This window comes from Sulfitobacter sp. PM12, assembly GCF_045586035.1.
Classification (GTDB): domain Bacteria; phylum Pseudomonadota; class Alphaproteobacteria; order Rhodobacterales; family Rhodobacteraceae; genus Sulfitobacter; species Sulfitobacter pontiacus.
Genome location: NZ_CP151529.1, coordinates 1,929,380 through 1,951,358, shown reverse-complemented (window position 1 = coordinate 1,951,358; position 21,979 = coordinate 1,929,380). Strand labels below are relative to the sequence as shown.

The following is a 21,979-nucleotide window of genomic DNA, read 5'->3' as shown; positions in this document are numbered from 1 at the left end:
AAAACCGACATCATGATCCGCCGACCCCTTCATTTTGCCAAAATAAACTCCGGGGGTCTGGGGGCTGGCCCCCACTCCACTCTTGCCACGCAGGCCATCCGCCCATAATCAGTCTGCATGACAGATATCTCCCATGACCGCCTTCTCATCATCGACTTCGGCAGCCAGGTCACCCAGCTGATCGCCCGCCGTTTGCGTGAACTTAATGTGTTTTGCGAAATCCACCCGTTCAACACGGTGGATGATGCCTTTCTCAAGGATTTTGCGCCCAAGGCGGTGATCCTGTCGGGGGGGCCGTCCTCGGTCTTCGCCGAAGGTGCGCCCATGCCACCGCAATCGGTGTTCGAGCTTGGCGTACCGATCCTTGGCATCTGCTACGGCCAACAGGTCATGATGCATTGCTTGGGCGGCAAGGTTGAACGCGGTCACGGAACCGCTGAATTCGGGCGCGCCTATGTGACCCCTTCCGAGGCCCGTCTTGAGCTGTTGGAAGGCTGGTTCCTCACCGAGAAAGAGCAAGTCTGGATGAGCCACGGCGATCACGTCAGCGCCATCGCGCCCGGTTTCGAAGTCTACGGCACCTCGCCTCACGCGCCTTTCGCGGTCACCGGCGATGTGTCGCGCAACTTCTATGCCGTGCAGTTCCACCCCGAAGTGCACCACACCCCCAATGGCGCGCGCCTGTATGAAAACTTTGTGCGTCTCGCGGGTTTCAAGGGCGACTGGACAATGAGCGCCTACCGCGACGAGGCCATCGCCGCGATCCGTGAACAGGTCGGTGATCAAAAGGTTATCTGTGGTTTGTCCGGCGGGGTCGATTCCTCGGTCGCGGCCGTGCTGATCCACGAAGCGATTGGGGACCAGCTCACTTGCGTCTTTGTCGACCACGGTCTGCTGCGCAAGGGCGAGGCCGAAGAGGTCGTCACCATGTTCCGTGACAACTACAACATGCCGCTGATCCACGCAGACGAACAGGAACTGTTCCTGGGCGAGCTGGATGGCGTGTCCGACCCCGAAACCAAGCGCAAGATCATCGGCAAACTGTTCATCGACGTGTTCCAGAAGCACGCCAAGGAAGTCGGCGATGCCACCTTCCTCGCACAGGGCACACTATACCCCGATGTCATTGAATCCGTGTCCTTTTCCGGCGGCCCGTCGGTGACAATCAAATCGCATCATAACGTGGGCGGCTTGCCCGAAAAGATGGGTCTCAAGCTGGTCGAGCCGCTGCGCGAACTTTTCAAGGACGAGGTGCGCGAGCTTGGCCGCGAGCTGGGTTTGCCGCCGTCGTTTATCGGCCGCCACCCCTTCCCCGGTCCGGGCCTTGCGATCCGCTGCCCCGGTGAGATCACCCGCGAAAAGCTCGACATCCTGCGCGAGGCGGACGCGGTCTATATCGACCAAATCCGTAAACACGGGCTTTACGATGAAATCTGGCAAGCCTTTGTGGCGATCCTGCCTGTCCGCACCGTGGGTGTGATGGGCGACGGGCGGACCTATGATTTCGCCTGTGCCCTGCGGGCCGTCACCTCGGTCGATGGGATGACGGCGGATTACTATCCGTTCACCCATGAATTCCTGGGCGAGACCGCAACGCGGATCATCAACGAGATTCCGGGCATCAACCGGGTGACCTACGACATCACGTCGAAACCTCCCGGCACGATTGAATGGGAATGATCTGAATGGCTGTGATCGGCCGCATGACAAAGGTGCCTCCGGCGGGGATTTTTTTCCATTTGGAAGAGAGACCATGACCCCGACGCTAAGGGCGGCTTTGTGGATGATGGGGTCGATCACGTCTTTCTCTGCGATGGCCGTCGCCGGGCGCGAGCTTGGCGGCAGCCTCGATACGTTCGAGATCATGATGTACCGGTCGCTGGTGGGCGTGATCGCTGTGTTTACGCTCGCGACCGTTTACGGGACCTGGGGGCAGATCAACCGGCGCGACTTCGGCACGCAGATCGGGCGCAATCTGGCGCATTTCACCGGACAGAACCTGTGGTTCTACGCGGTTACCGTGATCCCGCTCGCGCAGGTCTTTGCGCTTGAGTTCACTTCTCCGCTTTGGGTGATTGTCTTGTCGCCGCTGATTTTGGGCGAACGGCTTACCAAGGTGCGGGCATTGGCGGCGGTTCTTGGATTTATCGGCATCCTTTGTGTTGCCCGTCCGACGATTGCCGGGCTGAATGCCGGCGTGATCACGGCGGCGTCCTCGGCGATTTTCTTTGCACTGACGATCATGCTGACCAAGCGGCTGACGCGCAGCCAGACGATCACCTGCATCCTGTTTTACCTGACCGCGACGCAACTGGTTTTTGGCGTGATCATGGCCGGTTACGACGGGGATATCGCGGTGCCCGAGATGGCACAAATGCCGCTGTTGTTGCTGATCGGTGTCGCAGGGCTTATGGCGCATTTCTGTCTGACCAACGCCTTGTCCATTGCGCCTGCGACAGTGGTCGTTCCGATCGACTTTGTTCGCCTGCCCCTGATCGCCGTCATCGGAATGCTGGTCTATGCCGAGGCTCTGGATATCTGGGTTTTCATCGGCGGCGCGATTATCTTTGCCGGCAATTACATTAACCTCTGGATCGAATCCCGCCGCGTTTCGTAACGAAACTGCAACAGTTCTGGCATAGGGGCGCAGACTTCCCCTTGGTCAAGAATTGACAGATTGACGCACCCTGCTCTTCAGTTGCTGTATAAACTGTGGCTGCGTGTTGTGGCTGCATCGCTTCTGGGGAGGAGTATTTAAAGATGACGTATCGAGTAATCGCAATGGCGGCCCTGTTGGGCAGCGCATCGACGGTGCACGCGGGGGGGATCGACCGGTCGGGTCAGTCGATCACGGCCCTGTTTGAAAGCGGCCGTTATGCTGAGTTCAGCCTTGGGTCGGTGTCGCCGAATACATCGGGGGTGGGGGTTCAAGCAACTCCGGGTGTCAAATCCGGGAATATGACAGACAATTTCTTTACTTTCGGCGCAGCTTATAAAGCGGACATCAATGATCAGCTTTCTTATGCCATCATCTATGATCAGCCGTTTGGAGCAGACGTGGCCTATGACACCGGCACAGGTTACTTTGCCGCCGGATCTACTGCCACCTTCGATAGCGATGCCCTGACGGCTCTACTTCGCTACAAAATGCCAAACAACTTTAGCGTTCATGGTGGTATCCGTGTTCAACGAATTGAAGCTTCGGCGCTTATTCCTTTCGTTACTGCGGCACCGAACCCAAACAACCCATTTATCACAAATCCCGGTGCTCCGTATTCCGTAAAAGGCGATCAGGAAACCGGGGTTGGGTATGTCGCCGGTGTGGCTTACGAAAAGCCAGAAATCGCTATGCGGGTATCCCTTACATATAATTCGAAGATTAGTTACGACGTTGATACAACGGAAAACTCAGCCCTTGGTATGGGTGTGAAATCGACTACAGAGGTGGATACACCCCAGTCGCTAAACCTCGAATTCCAGACGGGTATTGCTGCCGATACTCTACTGTTCGGTGGTGTTCGCTGGACTGACTGGTCGTCGTTCGAAATCGCACCGCAGCAATATGCTACGCTTACACGCGGCGGCAAGCTGCTTAGCTATGACGACGATGTATATAGCTATAGCTTGGGTGTTGGACGACGTTTGAATGATACTTGGTCTGTGGCAGCATCCATAGGCTACGAGAAGTCCGAAGGTGGTTTTTCTAGCAACCTAGGTCCTACAGATGGCAACAAAAGCTTGGCGCTTGCCGCGACATACTCCCGTGACAATGTGAAAATCACAACCGGTATTCGCTACATCAACATCGGTGATGCAGAAACCGAGGCAGGACTTGCATCGCCCGCAGCGACATTCGAAGACAACGACGCCGTTGCGATCGGTGTGAAAGTCGGCTTCACCTTCTAAGCCCTATCACAGCAACGCTCTATCAGCCCGCCCCAGCAATGTGGCGGGCTTTTTCATGGGCGCGCGATGTCTGACGTCTCGCAGCCGATGTCTCGCGTCTGGTGTCTGGGCACAGGCTAGGCTACTCATTGCGAAACAAGACGTTCCAAGGATGACGACCCATGCTTTACCCCTCTGCCGATGCGTGGCGTGCCGCGCCGCATAAACATGTGCTGGTCTTTGGCATGTCGGGTCTGGGAAAAACGCATATGGCGCATCTGCTGCGGCAATCGGGGGGGTGGTTCCACTACTCCATCGACTACCGGATCGGCACGCGATACTTGGGTGAAACCATCGCCGACAACGCCAAGGCCGAAGCGATGAAGGTGCCGTTCCTGCGGGATCTTCTGCTGAGCGACAGCATCTACATCGGGTCAAACATCACCTTTGATAATCTTTCGCCCGTGGCGACCTGGCTGGGCAAGCCCGGCGATGCGGCCAAGGGGGGCTTGCCGATGGCGGAATATGCGTCCCGACAGGAAGCGTTCAAACAGGCAGAGATCGCGGCACTGCGCGACACCGGCCATTTTGCCCGCCGTGCGCAGGCGCTTTATGGGTACCCGCATTTCATCTGTGACACCGGCGGCTCGATCTGTGAATGGGTGGACCCCGATGACGACAATGATCCGCTGATGCAAACCCTGTCGGCGGAATGTCTGCCGGTCTGGATCAAGGGCGACGATGCCCACACCCAAGAGCTGATCCGCCGCTTTGACAAAGCCCCCAAGCCGATGGCCTACCAGCCCGAGTTCCTGCTGCGGGTGTGGCAAGAATATCTGAGCAAAAACAACTGCCAAGAGGATGATGTCGATCCGGATGCCTTTATCCGCTGGACCTACGCCCAAGCGCTTGCCCACCGACAGCCGCGCTACGAGGCGATGTCGCGATGGGGCGTGACCGTGACAGCAGATCAGGTGGCCGGGCTCAAATCCGAGGATGATTTCAACGACCTGATCGCGGGGACGTTAAGCGCGTGACCCTTGGCGCCCTCTGCGCGGGCGCTTATCTAAATCCGGCGCAGATAATGCAAGACCTGAGCCCCTAGACGTGGAATACTGACATGCCGATTAAACTGCCTTCCGACCTGCCTGCCTATGACGTGCTGACGCGCGAAGGTGTCATGGTGCTGGATGAGGAAATGGCGGCGCGTCAGGATATCCGGCCGTTGCGCATTGCCTTGCTGAACCTGATGCCGAAAAAAATCCAGACAGAAAACCAGTTCGCGCGGCTGATCGGGGCCACGCCCTTGCAGATCGAATTCAGCCTGATCCGCATGTCAGACCACCAGTCGCGCAATACGGCCGCAGATCACCTTGAAAGCTTTTACCGCCCGTTCGAGGAAGTCACGCACGAGAAATTCGATGGGCTGATCATCACCGGTGCCCCGATAGAGCATCTGGACTTTGACGACGTCACCTATTGGGAAGAGCTTACCCGCGTCTTTGACTGGACCCAGACCAATGTCCATTCGACCTTCGGCGTGTGCTGGGGTGGCATGGCGATGATCAATTACTTCCACGGTATCAAAAAGCATCTGTTGGAGGAAAAGGCCTTCGGCTGCTTCCGCCACAGCAACCTCGAACCCTCGTCGCCCTATTTGCGCGGGTTCTCGGATGATCTGGTGGTGCCGGTCAGCCGTTGGACCGAAATGCGCGCGGCAGAGGTCGACGCCGTGCCCAGCCTGACCACCCTGCTTGGCAGCAAGGAGGTCGGCCCCTGTCTGGTCGAGGATGCAGGGCATCGGGCGCTCTATATCTTCAATCACCTAGAATATGACCGCGACACATTGAAGGACGAATATGACCGCGATGTCGCCCAAGGCACGCCGATCAACGTGCCCTGCAACTATTACCCCGATGACGACCCTGCACAGGTCCCGCTGAACCGCTGGCGCAGCCATGCGCATCTTCTGTACGGCAACTGGATCAACGAGATCTACCAGACCACCCACTACGATCTGAACGACATCGGTCGCAGCAATTTTGGGACGTAGCATGCTGTTGATCCTGACGCTGGTCGCCGTGGGCTTGGTGATCGTGGTGCACTGGCGGGCCAGCACCCGCGAGGCTTCGGCCAACGCCGCCTACCCGCCGATTGGCGAGCTGATCGATATCGACGGCGTGAAGGTCCATGCCAAGGTGCAGGGCAGCGGGCCTGATCTGGTGCTGATCCACGGGGCTTCAGGGAATATGCGGGATTTCACCTTTGACATGGTGGACCAGCTTGCCGACCGCTACCGCGTTATCCTGTTCGACCGACCGGGGCTCGGCTGGACCGACAACCTGCCCCAACACGCGGGCGCATGGAATGCCACTGCGGCCACACCCCATGAACAGGCCGCGCTGTTGCAAAAGGCAGCGGACAGGCTTGGGGTGAGCAATCCGATCGTCCTGGGGCACAGCTATGGCGGCGCGGTGGCGCTGGCGTGGGGGCTGTCGCGGCCCGATGACACGGCGGCGCTGGTGTTGGTGTCCGCCGTGTCCGAGCCGTGGGAAGGTGACCTTGGCTGGCAGTACAAGCTCACCGGTTCTGCCTTCGGGTCGGGTATTGTGATCCCGCTGGTCACCGCCTTTGTGCCGCAGGGATTTGTGCGCGCCAGCGTCGGCGCGATCTTTGCCCCGCAACACACGCCTGACGGCTATAGTAACCACATCGGCACCGGCCTGTCCCTGCGCCGGATGTCCATGCGCGCCAATGCGCAACAGGTGAACACGCTGCTGCCCGAGATCAAGAAGATGGTCCCGAAATATGATACGCTGACCATGCCGGTCGAGCTGATCCACGGCACCGCAGACACTATCGTCCCGCTGGACGTCCACGCGGCAATCGCAACGCCGCAACTGCCCGACTCGGCGCTGACCACCCTACCCGGGATCGGCCATATGCCACAACATGTGACCCAACCCGACGTCATCGCCGCCATTGACCGCGCAGCGACACGTGCGGGTTTGCGCTAGGGGGCAGAACGCTCCATAAGTTAGGGTGAACAGGATATTTGAGGAGGCCCCCATGGACCTGCCCTTTGACGGTGCGATCAGCGCCTATTTCGAAAACGACGCGCCCGCGCCCATCAACAAGGCGATCAAACGCGCCGACAAGGACGATATCCTGAGCGACAGCTACCCCCATTCCGAACGTCTGGGGCGCAAGCAATATGACCGCGAGATGGATCGGCTCCAGATCGAACTGGTCAAGCTGCAAGCATGGGCGCGCGACACCGGCACGCGGATCGCGATGATCTTTGAAGGCCGCGACGCTGCGGGCAAAGGCGGCACCATCTCTCGCTTCCGTCAGAACCTGAACCAGCGTTCCGCCCATGTGGTGGCCCTGCCCAAGCCCACAGAAACCGAAGCAGGCCAGTGGTATTTTCAACGCTATATCAAGCATTTGCCGACCGCCGGTGACATGGTGTTCTTTGATCGCAGCTGGTACAATCGCGGCGTCGTTGAACCGGTTTTCGGCTTTTGCACCGAGGCCGAGCGTGAAGCTTTCTTCGATCAGGTTGTCCCGCTGGAAAAGATGCTGGTGGACGACGGGCTGCACCTGTTCAAATTCTGGCTCAACGTAGGCCGCGGTGAACAGCTGCGACGGATGCTCGCGCGTGAAGGCGACCCGCTGAAGCAATGGAAGCTCAGCATCATCGATGTCAAAGGGCTGGCGAAATGGGACGCCTATAGCGCCGCGATCAAGGACACCCTGCAGCGGTCCCATACGCCACAGACCCCGTGGACGGTGATCCGCTCTGACGATAAACGCCGCGCGCGGCTGGCAGCTATCCGGACCGTGCTCCACGCGTTTGACTATACAGGCAAAGACACCAAGGCGATCGGTGCGATTGACGACCAGATTTGCGGCGGGCCGGATATCTGGGATGCCTAAACGCGGCTATCATCACGGCAACCTGCGACAGGCGTTGATCGACGGCGCGCTCAAACTGATCGAGGATCGCGGCCCCACGGGGTTCACCCTATCAGAGGCGGCGAAACAGGCGGGTGTCACCCCCGCAGCCGTCTATCGGCATTTCGAAGGCCGCGAAGACCTGATCGCCGAAGGCGCATTGCAAGGCTATGATATCTTTGCCGAATTGATGGAAGCCGCGTATCAATCCGGCCAGCCTTCCGCGCTCAAGGCGTTCGAGGCGACGGGCCGTGCCTACCTTGCCTTCGCCCGCGATTATCCGGGTCATTACATCGCGATGTTCGAAAGCGGCATTTCTGTCAACCGCACCCCCGATCTCGCCGCGGCTGCGGGGCGGGCCAATGGGGTGCTGGAACAGGCTGCAAGCGATCTCAGCCAGCATATCCCGTTGGAAAAGCGCCCGCCCGCCTCGATGTTCTCCGCCCATATCTGGGCGCTGAGCCACGGTGTGGTTGAACTCTTCGCGCGGAATTCCCCCGGCAGGGCCTCGCCCTTTCCCGCAGATGATCTGCTGGAAAGCGGCATTGGCATCTACCTGCGCGGCCTTGGGCTGGTTGGACCGGACGACTAGGCGGCGATCTCCGCCAAGGCCTGCGCCGCGATCTCGAAGGATTTGACCCGCGCGGCATGGTCGTGGATCTGCCCTGTCAGGATCAATTCATCCGGTTGATATGTCTCAATCATCTGCGACAGTTGCCGCGCGACGCGCTCGGGGCTGCCCACGGCAGTCACCCGCAGGGCCTGATCGACGGCCTGACGCATCTGCACGCCAACTTCGGCATCAATATCGCGCACGGGACGCGGCAGCTTGCCCGGTTTGCCGGTGCGCAACCGCACAAAAGCCTGCTGCATGGAGGTCCGAAGGTAGGCACCCTCTTCATCGGTATCCGCCGCGAAAACATTCGCCGCCAACATGAAATGCGGTTTCTCCCACTGCGCCGAGGGTTTGAAATCGCGACGGTAAATCGCCACGGCGTCTTCCAACGCATCGGGGGCGAAATGCGAGGCAAAGGCATAGGGCAGCCCGAAATGCGCCGCCAGCTGCGCGCCATAAAGCGAAGAGCCCAATATCCACACCGGCACATGCGTGCCCTGACCCGGATGCGCCATCACACGCGCCCCCGCAGGGGCCTCACCAAGATAGCCGATCAGCTCGGCCACATCTTCGGGGAAACGGTCGCCCCCTTGCATCCCGCGCCGCAAGGCGTGGTACACGGCCTGATCCCCACCGGGCGCGCGGCCAAGGCCCAGATCAATCCGGTCTCCGTGAATCGTGGCAAGGGTGCCAAACTGCTCTGCAATCGCCAGCGGCGCGTGGTTCGGCAACATGATGCCCCCCGCGCCCACACGGATGCGAGAGGTGTGATCCGCCACATGGCCGATCAACACCGATGTCGCGGCAGAGGCGATCCCCGGCATGTTGTGATGCTCTGCCATCCAGTAGCGATAATATCCCGCCGCTTCGGTCCGCTTTGCCAGATCAATCGTATTCGCAATAGCTTGGCGGGCATCTGACCCCTCGGGCACGGGGGAAAGATCAAGGACTGAATATCGCATGGGGCGGCTCCGTTTTTAACGCATCCTTTACCTAAGCACGCGGCCTGGAAAACAAAACCACCCCGCCGGCTTCATTTTGCGAAATAAACTCTCCCCGAAGGGTCGGCTGGCCTCAGGCGCATACGAAAAAGGCCGCCCCAGCAGGAGCGGCCTTTTCCAAAAATTGTAAAGTAAAGCTTAACGCTTGGAGAACTGGAAGCTCTTACGCGCTTTCGCACGACCGTACTTCTTACGCTCAACAACACGGCTGTCGCGTGTCAGGAAGCCTGCCGCTTTCAGCGCGCCGCGCAGGGAGGGATCGTAGAGCTGCAGTGCTTTGGAAACACCGTGCTTCACCGCGCCCGCCTGACCGGACAGACCGCCACCTTTCACAGTTGCAACAACGTCGAACTGACCGTCGGTGCCTGTGATGGTGAATGGCTGTGCCAGGATCATCTGCAGAACGGGGCGTGCAAAATATTCGTTTTGCGCTTTGCCGTTTACGATGACTTTACCGGAACCTGGTTTGATCCAGACGCGGGCAACCGCATCTTTACGCTTACCGGTTGCATAGGCGCGGCCTTGCGCGTCACGCACGGGCTCGCGTGGGGTCATTTCAACTTCTGTCCCCTGAACGCCACCGATGTTCTCGGTTACGGCCGCTTCGAGGCCTTCGAGTGTTTTGATTTCATCAGCCATGCTTATGCACTCCGCGTGTTTTTAGAGTTCATGGATTTCACGTCCAGAACCTCGGGGCTTTGCGCCTCGTGGGGGTGTTCGGAACCGGCGTAAACGCGCAGGTTGGTCATGATCTGGCGGCTCAGGCGGTTGCCGGGCAGCATGCGCTTGACCGCTTGGGTCACAACACGCTCGGGGTGCGCACCTTCAAGGATCTGAGCTTTGGTACGCTCTTTGATCCCGCCGGGGTGGCCGGTGTGCCAGTAGAAGTTTTCTTCACGCTTCTTGCCGGTCATCTGGATTTTCTCGGCATTGATCACGATGACGTTGTCGCCGCAATCCATGTGAGGTGTGTAGGAAGGCTTGTGCTTGCCGCGCAGACGCATGGCAATGATCGACGCAAGACGGCCAAGGACGACGCCTTCAGCGTCGACGATGATCCATTTCTTGTCGATATCTGCCGGTGTTGCAGAAAAGGTTTTCATGGAGGGAATTCCCGTTACTTTGGTGAAAGGGTCCGAAACCGAACCCCGCTATCTGATGGCTGGGTTATAAACACGCCCTTCGCCACGTCAAGCGCCACATTCCCTATTTTCTTACACAAAAACAATAGCTTGCAAATTAGGTATTATTATACCCCAAAAAGATCATACGCTCAACTGCTCGGGCGGAGAGTCCAGCAGATGTCGCAGGCGCATGATCGCATCCTCAAAGCTGTGCAGCGCCACGCCTGCGTTGATCGCAAGCCGCACTGCATGGGGCGCGCGGGCATCGCGGCAGACGAATTCCTCGGCCGAGCGGATTTGAACGCCCTGCCCTTCAGCCGCCTGACAGAACGCACCCGCACGCCAGCCAACTGGCAGGCTCAGCCATAAAAACGGTACATTGGTGCGCCACGCCACATCATAGCCGCCCAGTATATTCACCGCACTTTGGACATAGGCGTTAAAGCCCTGACGCGTGCCCTCGGCGATGGCGTCGATATCTGGATGTACCAGCAGCTTGGCACAAAGGTCGATCAGCGGGGTCGCAAGGCCAAAGCAATTATATTCGGCCACGCGACGCAGATCGGGTGTGCGCTGGCGCGGGCCAATGGCGAAACCGATGCGCAGCGCAGGGGTCAGGGTCTTGGCCAGCGACGAGACATACCAGCCGCGTTCGGGCGCAAGCATGCGGTAGGTCGGCGCACGCTCTACGCGCATGCGATAACAATCGTCCTCGACAATTTGAAAATCATGTTTCCGCGCCACCTCGACCAGCGCCTCGCGGCGCGCCACAGGTGTGAAACCGGCGGTCGGATTATGGACTTCGGGCGAGGTGCAGAAAATCTGAAGATCATGGTTCCGCGCCACCTCGTCCAGCGCTTCGGGGATCACGCCGTCTTTATCCATGGCCACCGGAATGACATCGGCGCGCAGCAGCTCGCCCGCGCGGCGGAAACCGGGGTACGACAGCTCTTCAATCGCGATGGCGGGGCGTCGGCCTTGCAGGATGGATTGGAACACGAGGGACAGACCGTTTTGCCCGCCGTGAGACAGGATCACATCGGCTTCGGTAAAGGATCCCAGCGGCGTGCCGGCCAGCCATTTGACCACGGCTTCGCGTGCGGGGCGCGCCCCGGTGCGGCTGGGATAATGCATCACACCTGACGCCGGATCCTGAGCGACCTCGGCCATCAGATTGCGGATCAGCGTCGCCTGCCCCGCCGATGGAAGGTGCGGCGAGAACATGTTCACGGCATAGGTATCCGCGGGGTAGTTCTTTGTCCCTTGATGCACGTGGTGGGCGATCACATCCATCTCGATCGGGCTGTTACGATCGGGGGTCGTGGGCGGCAGCGCGACAAAGGTGCCGCGCCCGACCTCGGCCTGCAACGTCCCGCTTTCGGTCAGCATCGTATAGGCTCGTGCCACAGTCCCCGGCGTAACGCCAAGCTTCCATGCCAGTTCCCGCACCGGTGGCAGTTTTTCCCCCGCCGATAAAGCGCCGTTCGAGATACCGTTTCGTATCATTGTAACAACGGCTTTGTATTTGGGGCCAGGCCCGTCAATTTGATCAGGTTGCCAAATTGTACCCATTACAATGTTTTCCTTTTCAAAATGTATCGCATTTTGTACCCCTTTGTTACGGCAAAACGTAACATTGTGTCAATACAATTCAGAAATAGGAGATTCTCATGACACAGACCCTGACCCTCAACCACGAAACTGTGGCAATCCTGAACCAGCGCAGCACACCGTTTGCCGCTGTTCTTGCGGTCAAATTTGCGGTCTGCGTCACGAAGATGGCATCGCGTCGCCGGACACGCAAAGCGCTCGCGCAGCTTGAGCCTTGGCAGTTGGCAGACGTGGGACTCACACCGCGACAGGCTCATGATGAGTCTATTCGGGTGTTCTGGAAGGCGTAACGTCCCTGTGGCGCACTCCAGACCTCTTCACTCGGGCCGGTAAATACCGGCCCTTTTTTCGATTGTACCCGTCAGTGTGGGGTACAATCAGCGTGGCGGAATGGCATAGGTCAGCGATGCCCGCGCGACAGGGTCGTCCAGCCCTTCGGAATAGACCAGCACATCACAAATCGACAGAAGTTTGCCAAGCTTGAGCAACCGCGTCTTGGCGATCAGATCGGTGTTGGCCGCAGGCTTGCGCATGAAATCGATCGAACAGTTTGTGGTCACGGCCAGCGCCTTGGGCCCGATTCGCGCCAAGGTCATCAGATAGGCGCTGACATCGGCCAGCGCGAAGATCGACGGGCCGGACACGGTGCCGCCGGGGCGCAGGTGCCGGTCCGCGGTGAGCAAACGTGTGGTCAGATCCGTCTCTCCGACATGGTCGATGGCGAAATCATCGGCGACCTGCTTGAACACGTCTTTCATAAAATCCGCGAGCGCATCGGCATCCATCATAATTGGCATACTTGTCCTCCCTCATATGTCGCGGCTAGGCTCAGGGAAAAGCGGGAGGGGTTCAAGATGACAATGGTCGAAATGGCATGTGACGGTGCGGTAGTCCGGTTGACGATGAACGCGCCGGACCGGTTGAACGCGCTGTCGGACGAGATGCTGGCCGCGGTGCAGGCGCGTCTGGACGAGATCGCGCATCGTCCCGATATACGGGTCGTCATCCTTGCAGGGGCGGGTAAAGCGTTCTGCGCCGGGCATGATCTGAAGCAGATGACCGCGTTGCGCGACGCCAAGGATGGGGGTGTCGCCGGCTTCCAAGACCTGTTCGAACGCTGCGCCCGTCTGATGGCGCGCATCCGGTCGATGCCCCAGCCCGTGATCGCGCAAGTCCACGGCATCGCCACGGCCGCGGGATGTCAGCTGGTCGCGACCTGCGATCTTGCGGTCGCGGCCGAGGATACGCGCTTTGGCGTGAACGGGGTGAATATCGGCCTGTTCTGCTCGACCCCGATGGTCGCGCTCAGCCGCAATATCCCGCGCAAGCAGGCGTTCGAGATGCTGACCACGGGCGAGTTTATCGATGCAGCCCGCGCCCGCGAGCTGGGGTTGATCAACCGCATCGCCCCATCAGACGAGCTTGCGACGCAGACGACAGCGCTGGCGCAGCAGATCGCGGACAAGCTGGGCACAGCGGTCAAGATCGGCAAACAGGCCTTCTATGCGCAGCTCGCCATGCCGGTCGCGCAAGCTTATGTCTACACGGGCGACGTGATGGTGGAAAACATGCTCAACCCCGACACAGCCGAGGGTATCGCGGCCTTTCTAGAAAAACGCACCCCTGAGTGGGATCAGTAAGCCGGAAACAGACTGTTTCCGATGGTGCCGCACAGATCACGAATTCGTGCTTTCAATTCGGGCGCTTTTGTGGCACAAATAAGACAAGGCAGATGCCTTGATGATTTTGGGTCGCCGCCGGCGGAAGGTCCCTCCAGGTCAGCCTCTCACTGACCGACCGTTCCCGCAGCGGCGACCCCAAAAATCCCCCCTCACATTCAGTCGATATGTTTGCCGGCCCAAAGGGCGGCGGGCACGCGTTTCGCGACAGGCACCGCTGGCTATTGCACCGCGCCAGCCCCTGCCCTACATCGCTGGCATGACACATACACTCCATATCATCGGCGGCGGCATGGCCGGATCAGAGGCCGCCTGGCAGGCGGCGAACGCGGGCATTCAGGTTGTGCTCCATGAAATGCGGCCCAAGGTCGGCACCTTCGCGCATCAGACGGGGCTGCTGGGGGAAATGGTCTGCTCCAACTCCTTCCGCTCGGATGATAACGAACAGAACGCCGTGGGGCTGCTGCATTGGGAGATGCGTGCCGCCAACGGGCTGATCATGGCAACCGCCGAGAAACACCGCCTGCCCGCCGGCGGTGCCTTGGCGGTGGACCGTGATCCCTTCGCGCAATCGGTGACAGATGCGCTGATGGCGCATCCAAATATCTCTGTCGAATATGGCGAGATCACCGATCTGCCGCGCGAGGGTCACTGGATCATCGCGACCGGCCCGCTGACCTCGGGCGATCTAGCGCAGTCTATCGCCGCCGAAACCGGTGCCGAGGCACTGGCCTTTTTCGACGCGATCGCGCCGATCATCTATCACGACAGCATCGATATGAGCAAAGCGTGGATGCAATCGCGCTATGACAAGGGCGAGACCGAGGAAGAGCGTACAGCCTACCTCAACTGCCCGATGACCAAGGACCAATACGAGGCGTTCATCGACGCGCTGCTGGCCGCGGATAAAACCGAATTCAAGGAAGGCGAGACGGCGGGTTACTTCGACGGCTGCCTCCCGATCGAGGTGATGGCCGAACGCGGACGCGAAACGCTGCGCTTTGGCCCGATGAAGCCCGTCGGCCTGACCAACCCCCATGATCCCGACAATAAACCCTATGCCGTGGTGCAGCTGCGCCGCGATAACAAGCTGGGCACGTTGTATAATATCGTCGGCTTCCAGACCAAGATGAAATACGGGGCCCAGACCGAGGTGCTGCGGATGATCCCGGGGCTTGAAAATGCCTCCTTCGCGCGGCTCGGCGGTATCCACCGCAATACCTTCCTGAACTCGCCCACGCTGTTGGACGATCAGATGCGCCTGCGCAGCCAGCCGAACGTGCGGTTTGCAGGGCAGATCACCGGTGTCGAAGGGTATGTGGAAAGCGCTGCGATGGGTCTGCTTGCCGGGCGACTGGCCGTGGCCGAGATCAAGGGCGAAGCAGCCGCACCACCCCCGCCGACCACTGCGACCGGTGCCTTGATCACCCATATCACCGGCGGCGCGGATGCGAAAACCTTCCAGCCGATGAACGTCAACTTTGGCCTGTTCCCACCGGTCGACGGGCTGAAATCTGGCCGTCGCGGCCGCAAGGATCGCTATAAAGCCTACACCGACCGCGCCAAGACAGACTGGCAGGGCTGGTTGGACGGCACCACGCCCGCAGCATGAGTTTTCGCACCCGGTTCGCGCCGTCGCCCACCGGGCCGCTGCATCTGGGTCACGCCTATTCGGCGCTGGTGGCCCATGATATGGCGCGCGCGCAAGGCGGCAGCTTTTTCCTGCGGTTCGAGGACACGGATCTGGAGCGATCAAAGCCCGAATACATGCGCCAAGCGTTGGACGATCTGGCGTGGCTGGGCATCACGTGGGATGCACCGCCTCTGATGCAATCCGAAAACCTTGATGTGTATAATCAAAGTGTTGAGGCGCTTTCTTCACGTGGATTGACCTATCCCTGCCGTTGTAGCCGCAAAGATATTGCCGCCGCACTCGCCGCGCCGCAGGAAGGGGCACCGCATAGCGTCTATCCGCAGACCTGCAAAACGCGCAGTATGGACGAGCGCGGACCGAATGACGCCATCCGCCTGCATATAGACCGCGCGCTTGAGCAAGCCTCAGACAGGCTGGGGTTCATAGAGGACGGGCCGCTACACACCGGCCCCCATCCCCTTGATCATGCAGCGCTTTTGACAAAGATCGGTGATATCGTGGTGGGGCGCAAAGACATCCAGACTGCCGCCTACTTCCTTGCCTCTGCCATCGACGATATCCGCGAGGGGATCACCCATGTGGTGCGCGGCGTGGATCTGTTTGACTTCACTCAGGTGCAAGTGTTGCTGCTGGATCTGCTGGGCCACAAACCCCCGCGCTATTTCCACCACGATCTGATCCGTGATGAAAATGGCAAGCGGCTGGCAAAACGCGACGACGCGCGCGCAATCTCCTTGTACCGGAGAGAAGGCGCGTCACCACAAGATATTCGTGCAATTATAGGGCTTTAGCGCCTATTCATCATCCATTACGTCAAGCGTGATACGTTCGGTACCGTCTTCGACCAGCGTATAAAAGCAGCTTCGTCGTCCTGTGTGACAGGCCGCCCCCGTCTGATGCACCTTCACCAGCAAGCAATCACGGTCACAGTCGATGCGCAGCTCGACCAGCTCTTGCACGTGGCCGCTGGTGTCGCCCTTGATCCAGAATGACTGGCGCGAGCGGCTCCAATAGGTGACGCGGCCGGTTTCCAGCGTTTGGGTGACGGCCTGCGCGTTCATCCACGCCATCATCAACACGTCGCCCGTGGTCGCATCCTGTGCAATCGCGGGGATCAGCCCTGCTTCGTTGAATTTCAATGTGCTGGTGTCAAAGTCCATCGCCGTGCCTTCAGTTTGTTTTTGCATCATCCGCGTGAAGGCTTATGTAAGGGTTAACGACACAGAGGAACAGCCATGAGTGACGAGACAGACCTGATCAAGCTATACTCGGCGCGGATTTTGGGGCTTGCGGCTGACATCCCACATCTGGGGCGCTTGGAAAATCCAGATGCCAGCGTCACGCGGCGCTCGCCCCTATGTGGGTCCACCGTCACGGTCGATGTCGTGGTCGAAGATGGCAAGCTGGCGCAGATGGGTCAGGATGTGAAGGCCTGCGCCTTGGGTCAGGCTTCTGCCGCTGTGGCCGGTGCGGCGGCAGTTGGTGCCACGTTGGATCAGATCCAGACGGCGCGGGATCAGTTGAAAGCGATGTTGAAAGGCCAAGGCCCCGTGCCCGACGCCCCCTTTGACGGGTTCGAGGTGCTGACCCCCGCGGTGGCCTATAAAAACCGTCATGCGTCCATCCTGCTGACGATAGAGGCTTTGGCCGAAGCGATGGAACAGACCCAAGAGGTTGCGCAAAACGGCTAGGCCCGTTCCGCCGCGATCTGCGCAAGTAGCGCCGCTGCAGCGATGCCGCCCTATCAGCGAACGCCCCCCACCGAACGCCTACACAAAAAAAACGCCGCACATCCGGGCAGGATGGCGGCGTAAGGGTGCGGTGACCGTGAAGGCTCGTTTTGATCCGTGACAGAGGGGACAACTCGGGCACAGGGACGAAGGTATTGCGGACTTCGCCAACGCATAGAGTTTGGGACAGATGCGCGGGCTAGATCAAAACAACACGGTTTACGCAGGCAGAAGTCAAACGAAGGCGGGAAGGTGCAGACTGACCACGAGGATGACAACCAAGGCAGCCGCCCCTGCGGCATCTTGCAACAGCGTGTCTTTCGACCGTTTGGCAATGGCTTTGACTGTAAGGATCGTGGTCATCTGCGTTCTCCCGTTTCCGTTGCCTATTTGTTCTCATTTTCAAACCCCTGTGTAAAGAACTTTATGAGAACAAAAGAGAACAAAATGGGATTAAACTGCTAACCCACTGATATCAAACGGATCGCCTCGTCCTGGCGCATCAGCCACAACAGCAACCGGGCGGCTTTGCCGCGCGGTGTGGTCAGATCAGGGTCCACAGCCAGCAAGGCGCGCGCATCCGATTGGGCGACCTGCATCAAAGCCGCCTGTTTCTCCAGATCCGCCACCCGAAACCGCGGTACGCCGGATTGTGCCGTGCCGATCAGATCACCGGTCCCGCGCATCTTGAGGTCCGTCTCGGCGATCACAAAACCATCCTCGCTTTCGCGCAAAACCTCCAGCCGCTGGCGGCCGCTTTCGCTGAGCGGGGCTTGATACATCAGCAAGCAGGTAGAGGCCGCCTGCCCCCGTCCCACGCGCCCGCGCAGCTGGTGCAACTGTGCCAGCCCGAAACTTTCGGCGCGCTCGATCACGATGATGCTGGCGTTCGGCACGTCGACGCCCACCTCGATCACCGTGGTGGCGACCAGCAGCTTGGTCTGCCCTTGCTGAAAGGCACGCATGGCCGCGTCTTTATCGGCCGGCGGCATCTGCCCATGGACCAGCCCGACCACGCCTTCGCCCAATGCCGCACGCAGGTGTTTGAACCGCGCTTCTGCGGCGATCAGATCGCTGACCTCGCTTTCTTCGACCAGCGGGCACACCCAATAGCATTGCCGCCCTGCGCTGATGGCAGCGCGCAAACGGATCACGACCTCCTCCATCCGGTCGGTGGCAATCAGGGCGGTGCGGATGGGTTTGCGCCCGGGCGGCTTTTCATCCAGCACAGACACGTCCATATCGCCATATTGCGCAAGGGCCAGCGACCGCGGGATCGGCGTCGCGGTCATAACCAAAACATCGACGGCCTGCCCTTTTTTGCCAAGCTCAAGCCGCTGGCGCACGCCAAAGCGGTGCTGTTCATCCACCACCGCAAGGCGCAGATCGCCAAAGGCGACATCGGCCTGAAACACCGCATGGGTGCCCACAAGGATCTGGATCGCGCCGCTTTCCAGCGCGCTCAGCTTGGCGCGCCGTTCGGGCCCTTTATCGCGTCCGGTCAAGAGCTCAAGCACCACACCCGCCTGTTCGGCCAAGGGGCGTAAGCCTTCAAGATGTTGACGCGCGAGGATTTCTGTCGGGGCCATCAGCACGCCCTGCCCGCCTGCCTCGACCGTCCGCAACAATGCCATGAAGGCGACCAGCGTTTTGCCCGCGCCCACATCCCCCTGCAGCAAGCGGTTCATCCGCGCGCCGCTGGCCATGTCCTTTGCAATCTCGGCGATGGCGCGGGTCTGTGCACCGGTGGGCGCATAGGGCAATGCGCCAAGCACGCGCTGCTGCAGGTGGCCATCGCCAACCGTCTTGCGCCCCGCCTTCCGCCGGTCCTTGGCGCGCGCAAGGGCAAGCGTCAGTTGATGGGCGAGCAATTCATCATAGGCCAGCCGCGCCCGCGCTGGCGCCGCGGCAGAAAGGTCAGCCATGTCGTTCGGGGCATGCGCCTGTTGCAGCGCATCTGGAAAGTCTGGCCAGTTCTCTTGGTTTTTCTGATTGGGATCAATCCATTCGCCGACCTCTGGCACCCGCGACAATGCGGCCCGCGTGGCCTTATACATCAGCTTTTGCGTGATCCCGCTGGTCAGCGGATAGACCGGTTCAAACGTCGGAATATCGCCCGCCTCGGCTTCGGGCACAACGAAATCCGGGTGCACCATCTGGGGGATGCCGTCAAAAAGCTCTACCCGCCCCGACACCACGCGCCGTGACCCTTCGGGCATCTGCCGTTTCCAGTAATCCCCGCGCGCGTGAAAGAAGACCAGCTGAAAGGCGGTGGCGCTGTCTTCGACATGAATACGGTAGGCCCCGCCCTTGTTTGCAGGGGCCCGATGCGCGCCAACGGTGACCGCCACGGTGACAGTGGCGGGCAGGATCGCATCCTTGACACTGGGCTGCAGCCGTCGGTCGATGCCGGAATACGGCAGCGTAAACAACAGGTCCCGCGGGGCCATCACCCCAAGCTGGGCAAAGTTCTGCGCGGTTTTCGGCCCGACCCCTTCCAGCGTTTCGAGCTTGGCAAAGAGGGGGAAAAGCGCCTCGGGCCGGCCCGTCATGCGCCGTCGATCAGCGCAAGCCAGCCGTCCTCGTCCAATGTCTGAATGCCCAGATCCGCCGCTTTCTTGGCCTTGGAGCCAGCCCCCGGCCCCGCGACCAGAATATCGGTCTTCGCACTGACCGAGCCAGAGACCTTGGCCCCCAAACGTTCGGCGCGCGCCTTCGCTTCGGCGCGGGTCATTTTTTCAAGCGTGCCGGTGAAGACCACGGTTTTTCCCGCCACGGGGGACCCTTCGGTATCGGGGCGCACCACATCCTGCACCGACAGTTCCGTTACCAGCCGGTCGATCGAGGCACGCTCGGCCTCTTGGGCAAAGGTGCTTACCAGGCTTTGCGCCATGACCTGACCGACGCCGTCCACACCGATCAGATCGTCCCAGGCGGCACCATCCCCGGATTTTGCATGCCCCATCGCAGCCTCGAACGCGGTCCAGCTGCCGTAATGCTGCGCGATCAGGTTCGACGCCGCTTCGCCCACATGGCGGATGCCAAGCGCAAAGATCAGCCGCGATAGGGGAATTTTGCGTTTATCCTCAATGGCCTGAAACAGTTTATCGGCAGATTTCTCGCCCCAGCCCTCGCGGTTCTTGAGCTGCTGCATGCCGCTGCCGTAGCGTGCCTTGAGCGCGAAGATATCCGCCGGTTCCGCGATCCAGCCATCGGCATAGAATTGTTCAACCTGTTTCGCGCCCAGACCGTCAATATCAAAAGCCGCGCGCGATACGAAATGTTTCAGCTTTTCAACCGCTTGGGCAGGGCAGATCAAACCACCCGTACAGCGACGCACCGCATCGCCTTCCTCGCGGATGGCGTCGCTGCCACATTCCGGGCATGTCGTTGGATAGATATAGGCTCTAGCGTCCTCGGGCCGCTTGCCAAGGTCCACATCCGCGATCTTGGGGATCACGTCCCCCGCACGGTAGACCTGCACCCAGTCGCCGACGCGGATATCTTTGCCCTCGCGGATACGGGCCCCCTTACTGTCGAGCCCTTTGATATAATCCTCGTTATGGAGCGTCGCATTCGAGACAACGACGCCCCCCACGGTCACCGGCTTCAACCGCGCCACCGGCGACAGCGCGCCAGTGCGGCCGACCTGAATGGTGATATCCTCCAGCCGGGTCCAGGCAAGTTCGGCAGGGAATTTATGCGCAATTGCCCAACGGGGGGTGGTTGAGCGAAAGCCAAGCCGGTCTTGCAACGCCAGATCGTTCACCTTGTAGACGACGCCGTCGATGTCATAGCCAAGCGTTGCGCGTTGCTCTTCGATCTTGCGGTAATGCGCGATCATCTCTTGCGGACCATCGCAGAGCGTCGTCAGCGGGTTGGTGTCAAACCCGAATGCCTTAAGCCGCTCTATCGCTTGAAACTGCGTTTCGGCCAGCGGCGCGGACAAGGCCCCCCAGGCATAGGCGAAAAACGCCAGCGGCCGTGCGCGGGTAATCTCGGCATCCAACTGGCGCAAGGATCCGGCGGCGGCGTTGCGCGGATTAGCAAAGGTCTTACCCCCGTTGGCCGTCTGTCGGGCGTTCAGCGCATCAAAGTCGTCGTGGCGCATATAGACTTCGCCGCGCACCTCAAGCAGCGCCGGTGCGCCCTTGATCCGCGTTGGAATGGTATCGATCGTGCGCGCATTGGCGGTGACGTTTTCCCCGACGGCACCATCCCCACGGGTCGCGGCCTGCACCAGCTCCCCGTTTTCATAGCGCAGCGACAGCGACAGCCCGTCAATCTTGGGCTCTGCGGTGAAGGCCAGCGGCGTCCCGCCCGGGAGTCCCAGATATTTGCGGATGCGCGCATCGAAATCGACAACATCCTCATCCTCGAAGGCATTGCCCAAGGACAGCATCGCCACGTCATGCCGGACCTTGCCGAACCCTTCCGCCGGCGCGGCACCGACCTTGTCACTGGGGCTGTCAGCGCGTTTGAGGCCGGGAAACCGCTCCTCAATCGCTTGATTGCGACGTTTCAGGCGATCATATTCCGCGTCTGACAGGTCGGGCGCGTCCTGCGTGTGATAGGCCGTATTCGCCCGCCCCAACAGGTCAGCCAACCGCGCCAATTCGGCTTTGGCCTCCTCCTCGGAAAGCTCCTGAAGTGCGGTTTTATCAGTCACGGTAAGCCCCAGCCTGCTGTTTCAACTGGGGTCTAGATACGCAGGGAACTCCC

At 60.1% G+C, this 21,979-nt stretch carries 22 protein-coding genes; 13 read left to right on the top strand and 9 right to left on the bottom strand.

All coding sequences use genetic code 11. The annotated features are described in order from the left end of the window. Positions 1-117 precede the first annotated feature (117 nt). From guaA to AADW22_RS09545, 8 genes are all read left to right on the top strand, one after another. Positions 118-1,680 carry a glutamine-hydrolyzing GMP synthase gene (gene guaA / locus AADW22_RS09580; protein ID WP_005853474.1) on the top strand — a complete coding sequence of 521 codons (1,563 nt, stop codon included), beginning with the start codon at positions 118-120 and terminating at the stop codon, positions 1,678-1,680. Positions 1,681-1,753: 73 nt separating this feature from the next. Next, entirely contained in the window at positions 1,754-2,617 is an 864-nt protein-coding gene (locus AADW22_RS09575; protein WP_407473593.1) for a DMT family transporter, read from the top strand. Between the two features lie 143 nt (positions 2,618-2,760). Continuing rightward, positions 2,761-3,906, top strand: coding sequence for an OmpP1/FadL family transporter (locus AADW22_RS09570; protein WP_288959698.1), 1,146 nt, complete (start codon positions 2,761-2,763; stop codon positions 3,904-3,906). Between the two features lie 161 nt (positions 3,907-4,067). Continuing rightward, positions 4,068-4,922, top strand: a complete 855-nt coding sequence (locus AADW22_RS09565) for an ATPase (protein ID WP_407473592.1) — start codon at positions 4,068-4,070, stop codon at positions 4,920-4,922. An 83-nt stretch (positions 4,923-5,005) separates the two neighbouring features. Further along, positions 5,006-5,938: a homoserine O-succinyltransferase gene (gene metA / locus AADW22_RS09560; protein WP_005853468.1), complete on the top strand. Its 933-nt coding sequence runs from the start codon at positions 5,006-5,008 to the stop codon at positions 5,936-5,938. Position 5,939: 1 nt separating this feature from the next. Beyond that, on the top strand, positions 5,940-6,902 hold the full coding sequence (locus AADW22_RS09555) for an alpha/beta fold hydrolase (RefSeq protein WP_407473591.1): 963 nt from the start codon (positions 5,940-5,942) through the stop codon (positions 6,900-6,902). Positions 6,903-6,954: 52 nt separating this feature from the next. Then, positions 6,955-7,824 (top strand): polyphosphate kinase 2, encoded by an 870-nt coding sequence (gene ppk2, locus AADW22_RS09550; RefSeq protein WP_289081120.1) that lies wholly within the window; start codon positions 6,955-6,957, stop codon positions 7,822-7,824. Then, the gene (locus tag AADW22_RS09545; RefSeq protein ID WP_407473590.1) at positions 7,817-8,434 is read left to right on the top strand and encodes a TetR/AcrR family transcriptional regulator; all 618 of its coding nucleotides are present in this window, start codon (positions 7,817-7,819) and stop codon (positions 8,432-8,434) included. The genes ppk2 and AADW22_RS09545 overlap by 8 nt, the downstream gene beginning before the upstream one ends. On the opposite strand, the gene AADW22_RS09540 is transcribed toward AADW22_RS09545, so the two are convergent. From AADW22_RS09540 to AADW22_RS09525, 4 genes are all read right to left on the bottom strand, one after another. Next, positions 8,431-9,420, bottom strand: coding sequence for an LLM class flavin-dependent oxidoreductase (locus tag AADW22_RS09540; RefSeq protein WP_009824573.1), 990 nt, complete (start codon positions 9,418-9,420; stop codon positions 8,431-8,433). The two genes, AADW22_RS09545 and AADW22_RS09540, sit on opposite strands and share 4 nt — an antisense overlap. Positions 9,421-9,597: 177 nt before the next feature. Then, entirely contained in the window at positions 9,598-10,098 is a 501-nt protein-coding gene (rpsI, locus tag AADW22_RS09535; protein ID WP_005853459.1) for a 30S ribosomal protein S9, read from the bottom strand. Between the two features lie 2 nt (positions 10,099-10,100). Continuing rightward, positions 10,101-10,562: a 50S ribosomal protein L13 gene (gene rplM, locus AADW22_RS09530; RefSeq protein ID WP_005853457.1), complete on the bottom strand. Its 462-nt coding sequence runs from the start codon at positions 10,560-10,562 to the stop codon at positions 10,101-10,103. 162 nt (positions 10,563-10,724) lie between these two features. Further along, positions 10,725-12,155, bottom strand: coding sequence for a PLP-dependent aminotransferase family protein (locus AADW22_RS09525; protein WP_005853455.1), 1,431 nt, complete (start codon positions 12,153-12,155; stop codon positions 10,725-10,727). 98 nt (positions 12,156-12,253) lie between these two features. On the opposite strand from AADW22_RS09525, the gene AADW22_RS09520 reads away from it, so the two are divergent. Then, on the top strand, positions 12,254-12,484 hold the full coding sequence (locus AADW22_RS09520) for a DUF1127 domain-containing protein (RefSeq protein ID WP_005853453.1): 231 nt from the start codon (positions 12,254-12,256) through the stop codon (positions 12,482-12,484). 87 nt (positions 12,485-12,571) lie between these two features. Here the strand turns inward: AADW22_RS09520 and AADW22_RS09515 are convergent, their stop codons facing one another. Next, on the bottom strand, positions 12,572-12,991 hold the full coding sequence (locus AADW22_RS09515; protein ID WP_407473589.1) for a PaaI family thioesterase: 420 nt from the start codon (positions 12,989-12,991) through the stop codon (positions 12,572-12,574). Between the two features lie 57 nt (positions 12,992-13,048). Between AADW22_RS09515 and AADW22_RS09510 the strand changes: the two genes are divergently transcribed. From AADW22_RS09510 to gluQRS, 3 genes are all read left to right on the top strand, one after another. Beyond that, positions 13,049-13,834 carry an enoyl-CoA hydratase gene (locus AADW22_RS09510; RefSeq protein WP_407473588.1) on the top strand — a complete coding sequence of 262 codons (786 nt, stop codon included), beginning with the start codon at positions 13,049-13,051 and terminating at the stop codon, positions 13,832-13,834. Between the two features lie 298 nt (positions 13,835-14,132). Continuing rightward, positions 14,133-15,485: a methylenetetrahydrofolate--tRNA-(uracil(54)-C(5))-methyltransferase (FADH(2)-oxidizing) TrmFO gene (trmFO, locus tag AADW22_RS09505; RefSeq protein ID WP_184582128.1), complete on the top strand. Its 1,353-nt coding sequence runs from the start codon at positions 14,133-14,135 to the stop codon at positions 15,483-15,485. After that, positions 15,482-16,318, top strand: a complete 837-nt coding sequence (gluQRS, locus tag AADW22_RS09500) for a tRNA glutamyl-Q(34) synthetase GluQRS (protein ID WP_407473587.1) — start codon at positions 15,482-15,484, stop codon at positions 16,316-16,318. Before trmFO ends, gluQRS begins: the two co-directional genes overlap by 4 nt. 3 nt (positions 16,319-16,321) lie before the next feature. Here gluQRS and hisI read toward each other — a convergent pair whose 3' ends face one another. Continuing rightward, a complete protein-coding gene (gene hisI, locus AADW22_RS09495; RefSeq protein ID WP_407473586.1) occupies positions 16,322-16,687 on the bottom strand; it encodes a phosphoribosyl-AMP cyclohydrolase in 366 nt (121 codons plus the stop codon). Between the two features lie 75 nt (positions 16,688-16,762). Here hisI and AADW22_RS09490 point away from each other — a divergent pair, with 75 nt between their 5' ends. Next, positions 16,763-17,218 (top strand): iron-sulfur cluster assembly scaffold protein, encoded by a 456-nt coding sequence (locus tag AADW22_RS09490; RefSeq protein WP_005853441.1) that lies wholly within the window; start codon positions 16,763-16,765, stop codon positions 17,216-17,218. A gap of 273 nt (positions 17,219-17,491) precedes the next feature. Here the strand turns inward: AADW22_RS09490 and AADW22_RS09485 are convergent, their stop codons facing one another. The 3 genes from AADW22_RS09485 to ligA form a co-directional block, all read right to left on the bottom strand. After that, a complete protein-coding gene (locus AADW22_RS09485) occupies positions 17,492-17,620 on the bottom strand; it encodes a hypothetical protein (protein WP_407473585.1) in 129 nt (42 codons plus the stop codon). A 98-nt stretch (positions 17,621-17,718) separates the two neighbouring features. After that, positions 17,719-19,809 carry an ATP-dependent DNA helicase RecG gene (recG, locus tag AADW22_RS09480; RefSeq protein ID WP_407473584.1) on the bottom strand — a complete coding sequence of 697 codons (2,091 nt, stop codon included), beginning with the start codon at positions 19,807-19,809 and terminating at the stop codon, positions 17,719-17,721. Next, entirely contained in the window at positions 19,806-21,926 is a 2,121-nt protein-coding gene (gene ligA / locus AADW22_RS09475; RefSeq protein ID WP_407473583.1) for an NAD-dependent DNA ligase LigA, read from the bottom strand. Before ligA ends, recG begins: the two co-directional genes overlap by 4 nt. Positions 21,927-21,979: the final 53 nt, after the last annotated feature.

Bases quoted from the DNA above. Each gene is read 5' to 3' on its own strand.
- AADW22_RS09575 (WP_407473593.1), top strand. From the start codon at position 1,754: ATGACCCCGACGCTAAGGGCGGCTTTGTGGATGATGGGGTCGATCACG.
- AADW22_RS09490 (WP_005853441.1), top strand. From the start codon at position 16,763: ATGAGTGACGAGACAGACCTGATCAAGCTATACTCGGCGCGGATTTTG.
- gluQRS (WP_407473587.1), top strand. From the start codon at position 15,482: ATGAGTTTTCGCACCCGGTTCGCGCCGTCGCCCACCGGGCCGCTGCAT.
- AADW22_RS09565 (WP_407473592.1), top strand. From the start codon at position 4,068: ATGCTTTACCCCTCTGCCGATGCGTGGCGTGCCGCGCCGCATAAACAT.
- ppk2 (WP_289081120.1), top strand. From the start codon at position 6,955: ATGGACCTGCCCTTTGACGGTGCGATCAGCGCCTATTTCGAAAACGAC.
- rpsI (WP_005853459.1), bottom strand. From the start codon at position 10,098: ATGGCTGATGAAATCAAAACACTCGAAGGCCTCGAAGCGGCCGTAACC.
- guaA (WP_005853474.1), top strand. From the start codon at position 118: ATGACAGATATCTCCCATGACCGCCTTCTCATCATCGACTTCGGCAGC.
- AADW22_RS09525 (WP_005853455.1), bottom strand. From the start codon at position 12,155: ATGGGTACAATTTGGCAACCTGATCAAATTGACGGGCCTGGCCCCAAA.
- AADW22_RS09570 (WP_288959698.1), top strand. From the start codon at position 2,761: ATGACGTATCGAGTAATCGCAATGGCGGCCCTGTTGGGCAGCGCATCG.
- AADW22_RS09515 (WP_407473589.1), bottom strand. From the start codon at position 12,991: ATGCCAATTATGATGGATGCCGATGCGCTCGCGGATTTTATGAAAGAC.
- metA (WP_005853468.1), top strand. From the start codon at position 5,006: ATGCCGATTAAACTGCCTTCCGACCTGCCTGCCTATGACGTGCTGACG.
- AADW22_RS09555 (WP_407473591.1), top strand. From the start codon at position 5,940: ATGCTGTTGATCCTGACGCTGGTCGCCGTGGGCTTGGTGATCGTGGTG.
- AADW22_RS09545 (WP_407473590.1), top strand. From the start codon at position 7,817: ATGCCTAAACGCGGCTATCATCACGGCAACCTGCGACAGGCGTTGATC.
- trmFO (WP_184582128.1), top strand. From the start codon at position 14,133: ATGACACATACACTCCATATCATCGGCGGCGGCATGGCCGGATCAGAG.
- recG (WP_407473584.1), bottom strand. From the start codon at position 19,809: ATGACGGGCCGGCCCGAGGCGCTTTTCCCCCTCTTTGCCAAGCTCGAA.
- hisI (WP_407473586.1), bottom strand. From the start codon at position 16,687: ATGGACTTTGACACCAGCACATTGAAATTCAACGAAGCAGGGCTGATC.
- AADW22_RS09520 (WP_005853453.1), top strand. From the start codon at position 12,254: ATGACACAGACCCTGACCCTCAACCACGAAACTGTGGCAATCCTGAAC.
- AADW22_RS09485 (WP_407473585.1), bottom strand. From the start codon at position 17,620: ATGACCACGATCCTTACAGTCAAAGCCATTGCCAAACGGTCGAAAGAC.
- AADW22_RS09510 (WP_407473588.1), top strand. From the start codon at position 13,049: ATGACAATGGTCGAAATGGCATGTGACGGTGCGGTAGTCCGGTTGACG.
- rplM (WP_005853457.1), bottom strand. From the start codon at position 10,562: ATGAAAACCTTTTCTGCAACACCGGCAGATATCGACAAGAAATGGATC.
- AADW22_RS09540 (WP_009824573.1), bottom strand. From the start codon at position 9,420: ATGCGATATTCAGTCCTTGATCTTTCCCCCGTGCCCGAGGGGTCAGAT.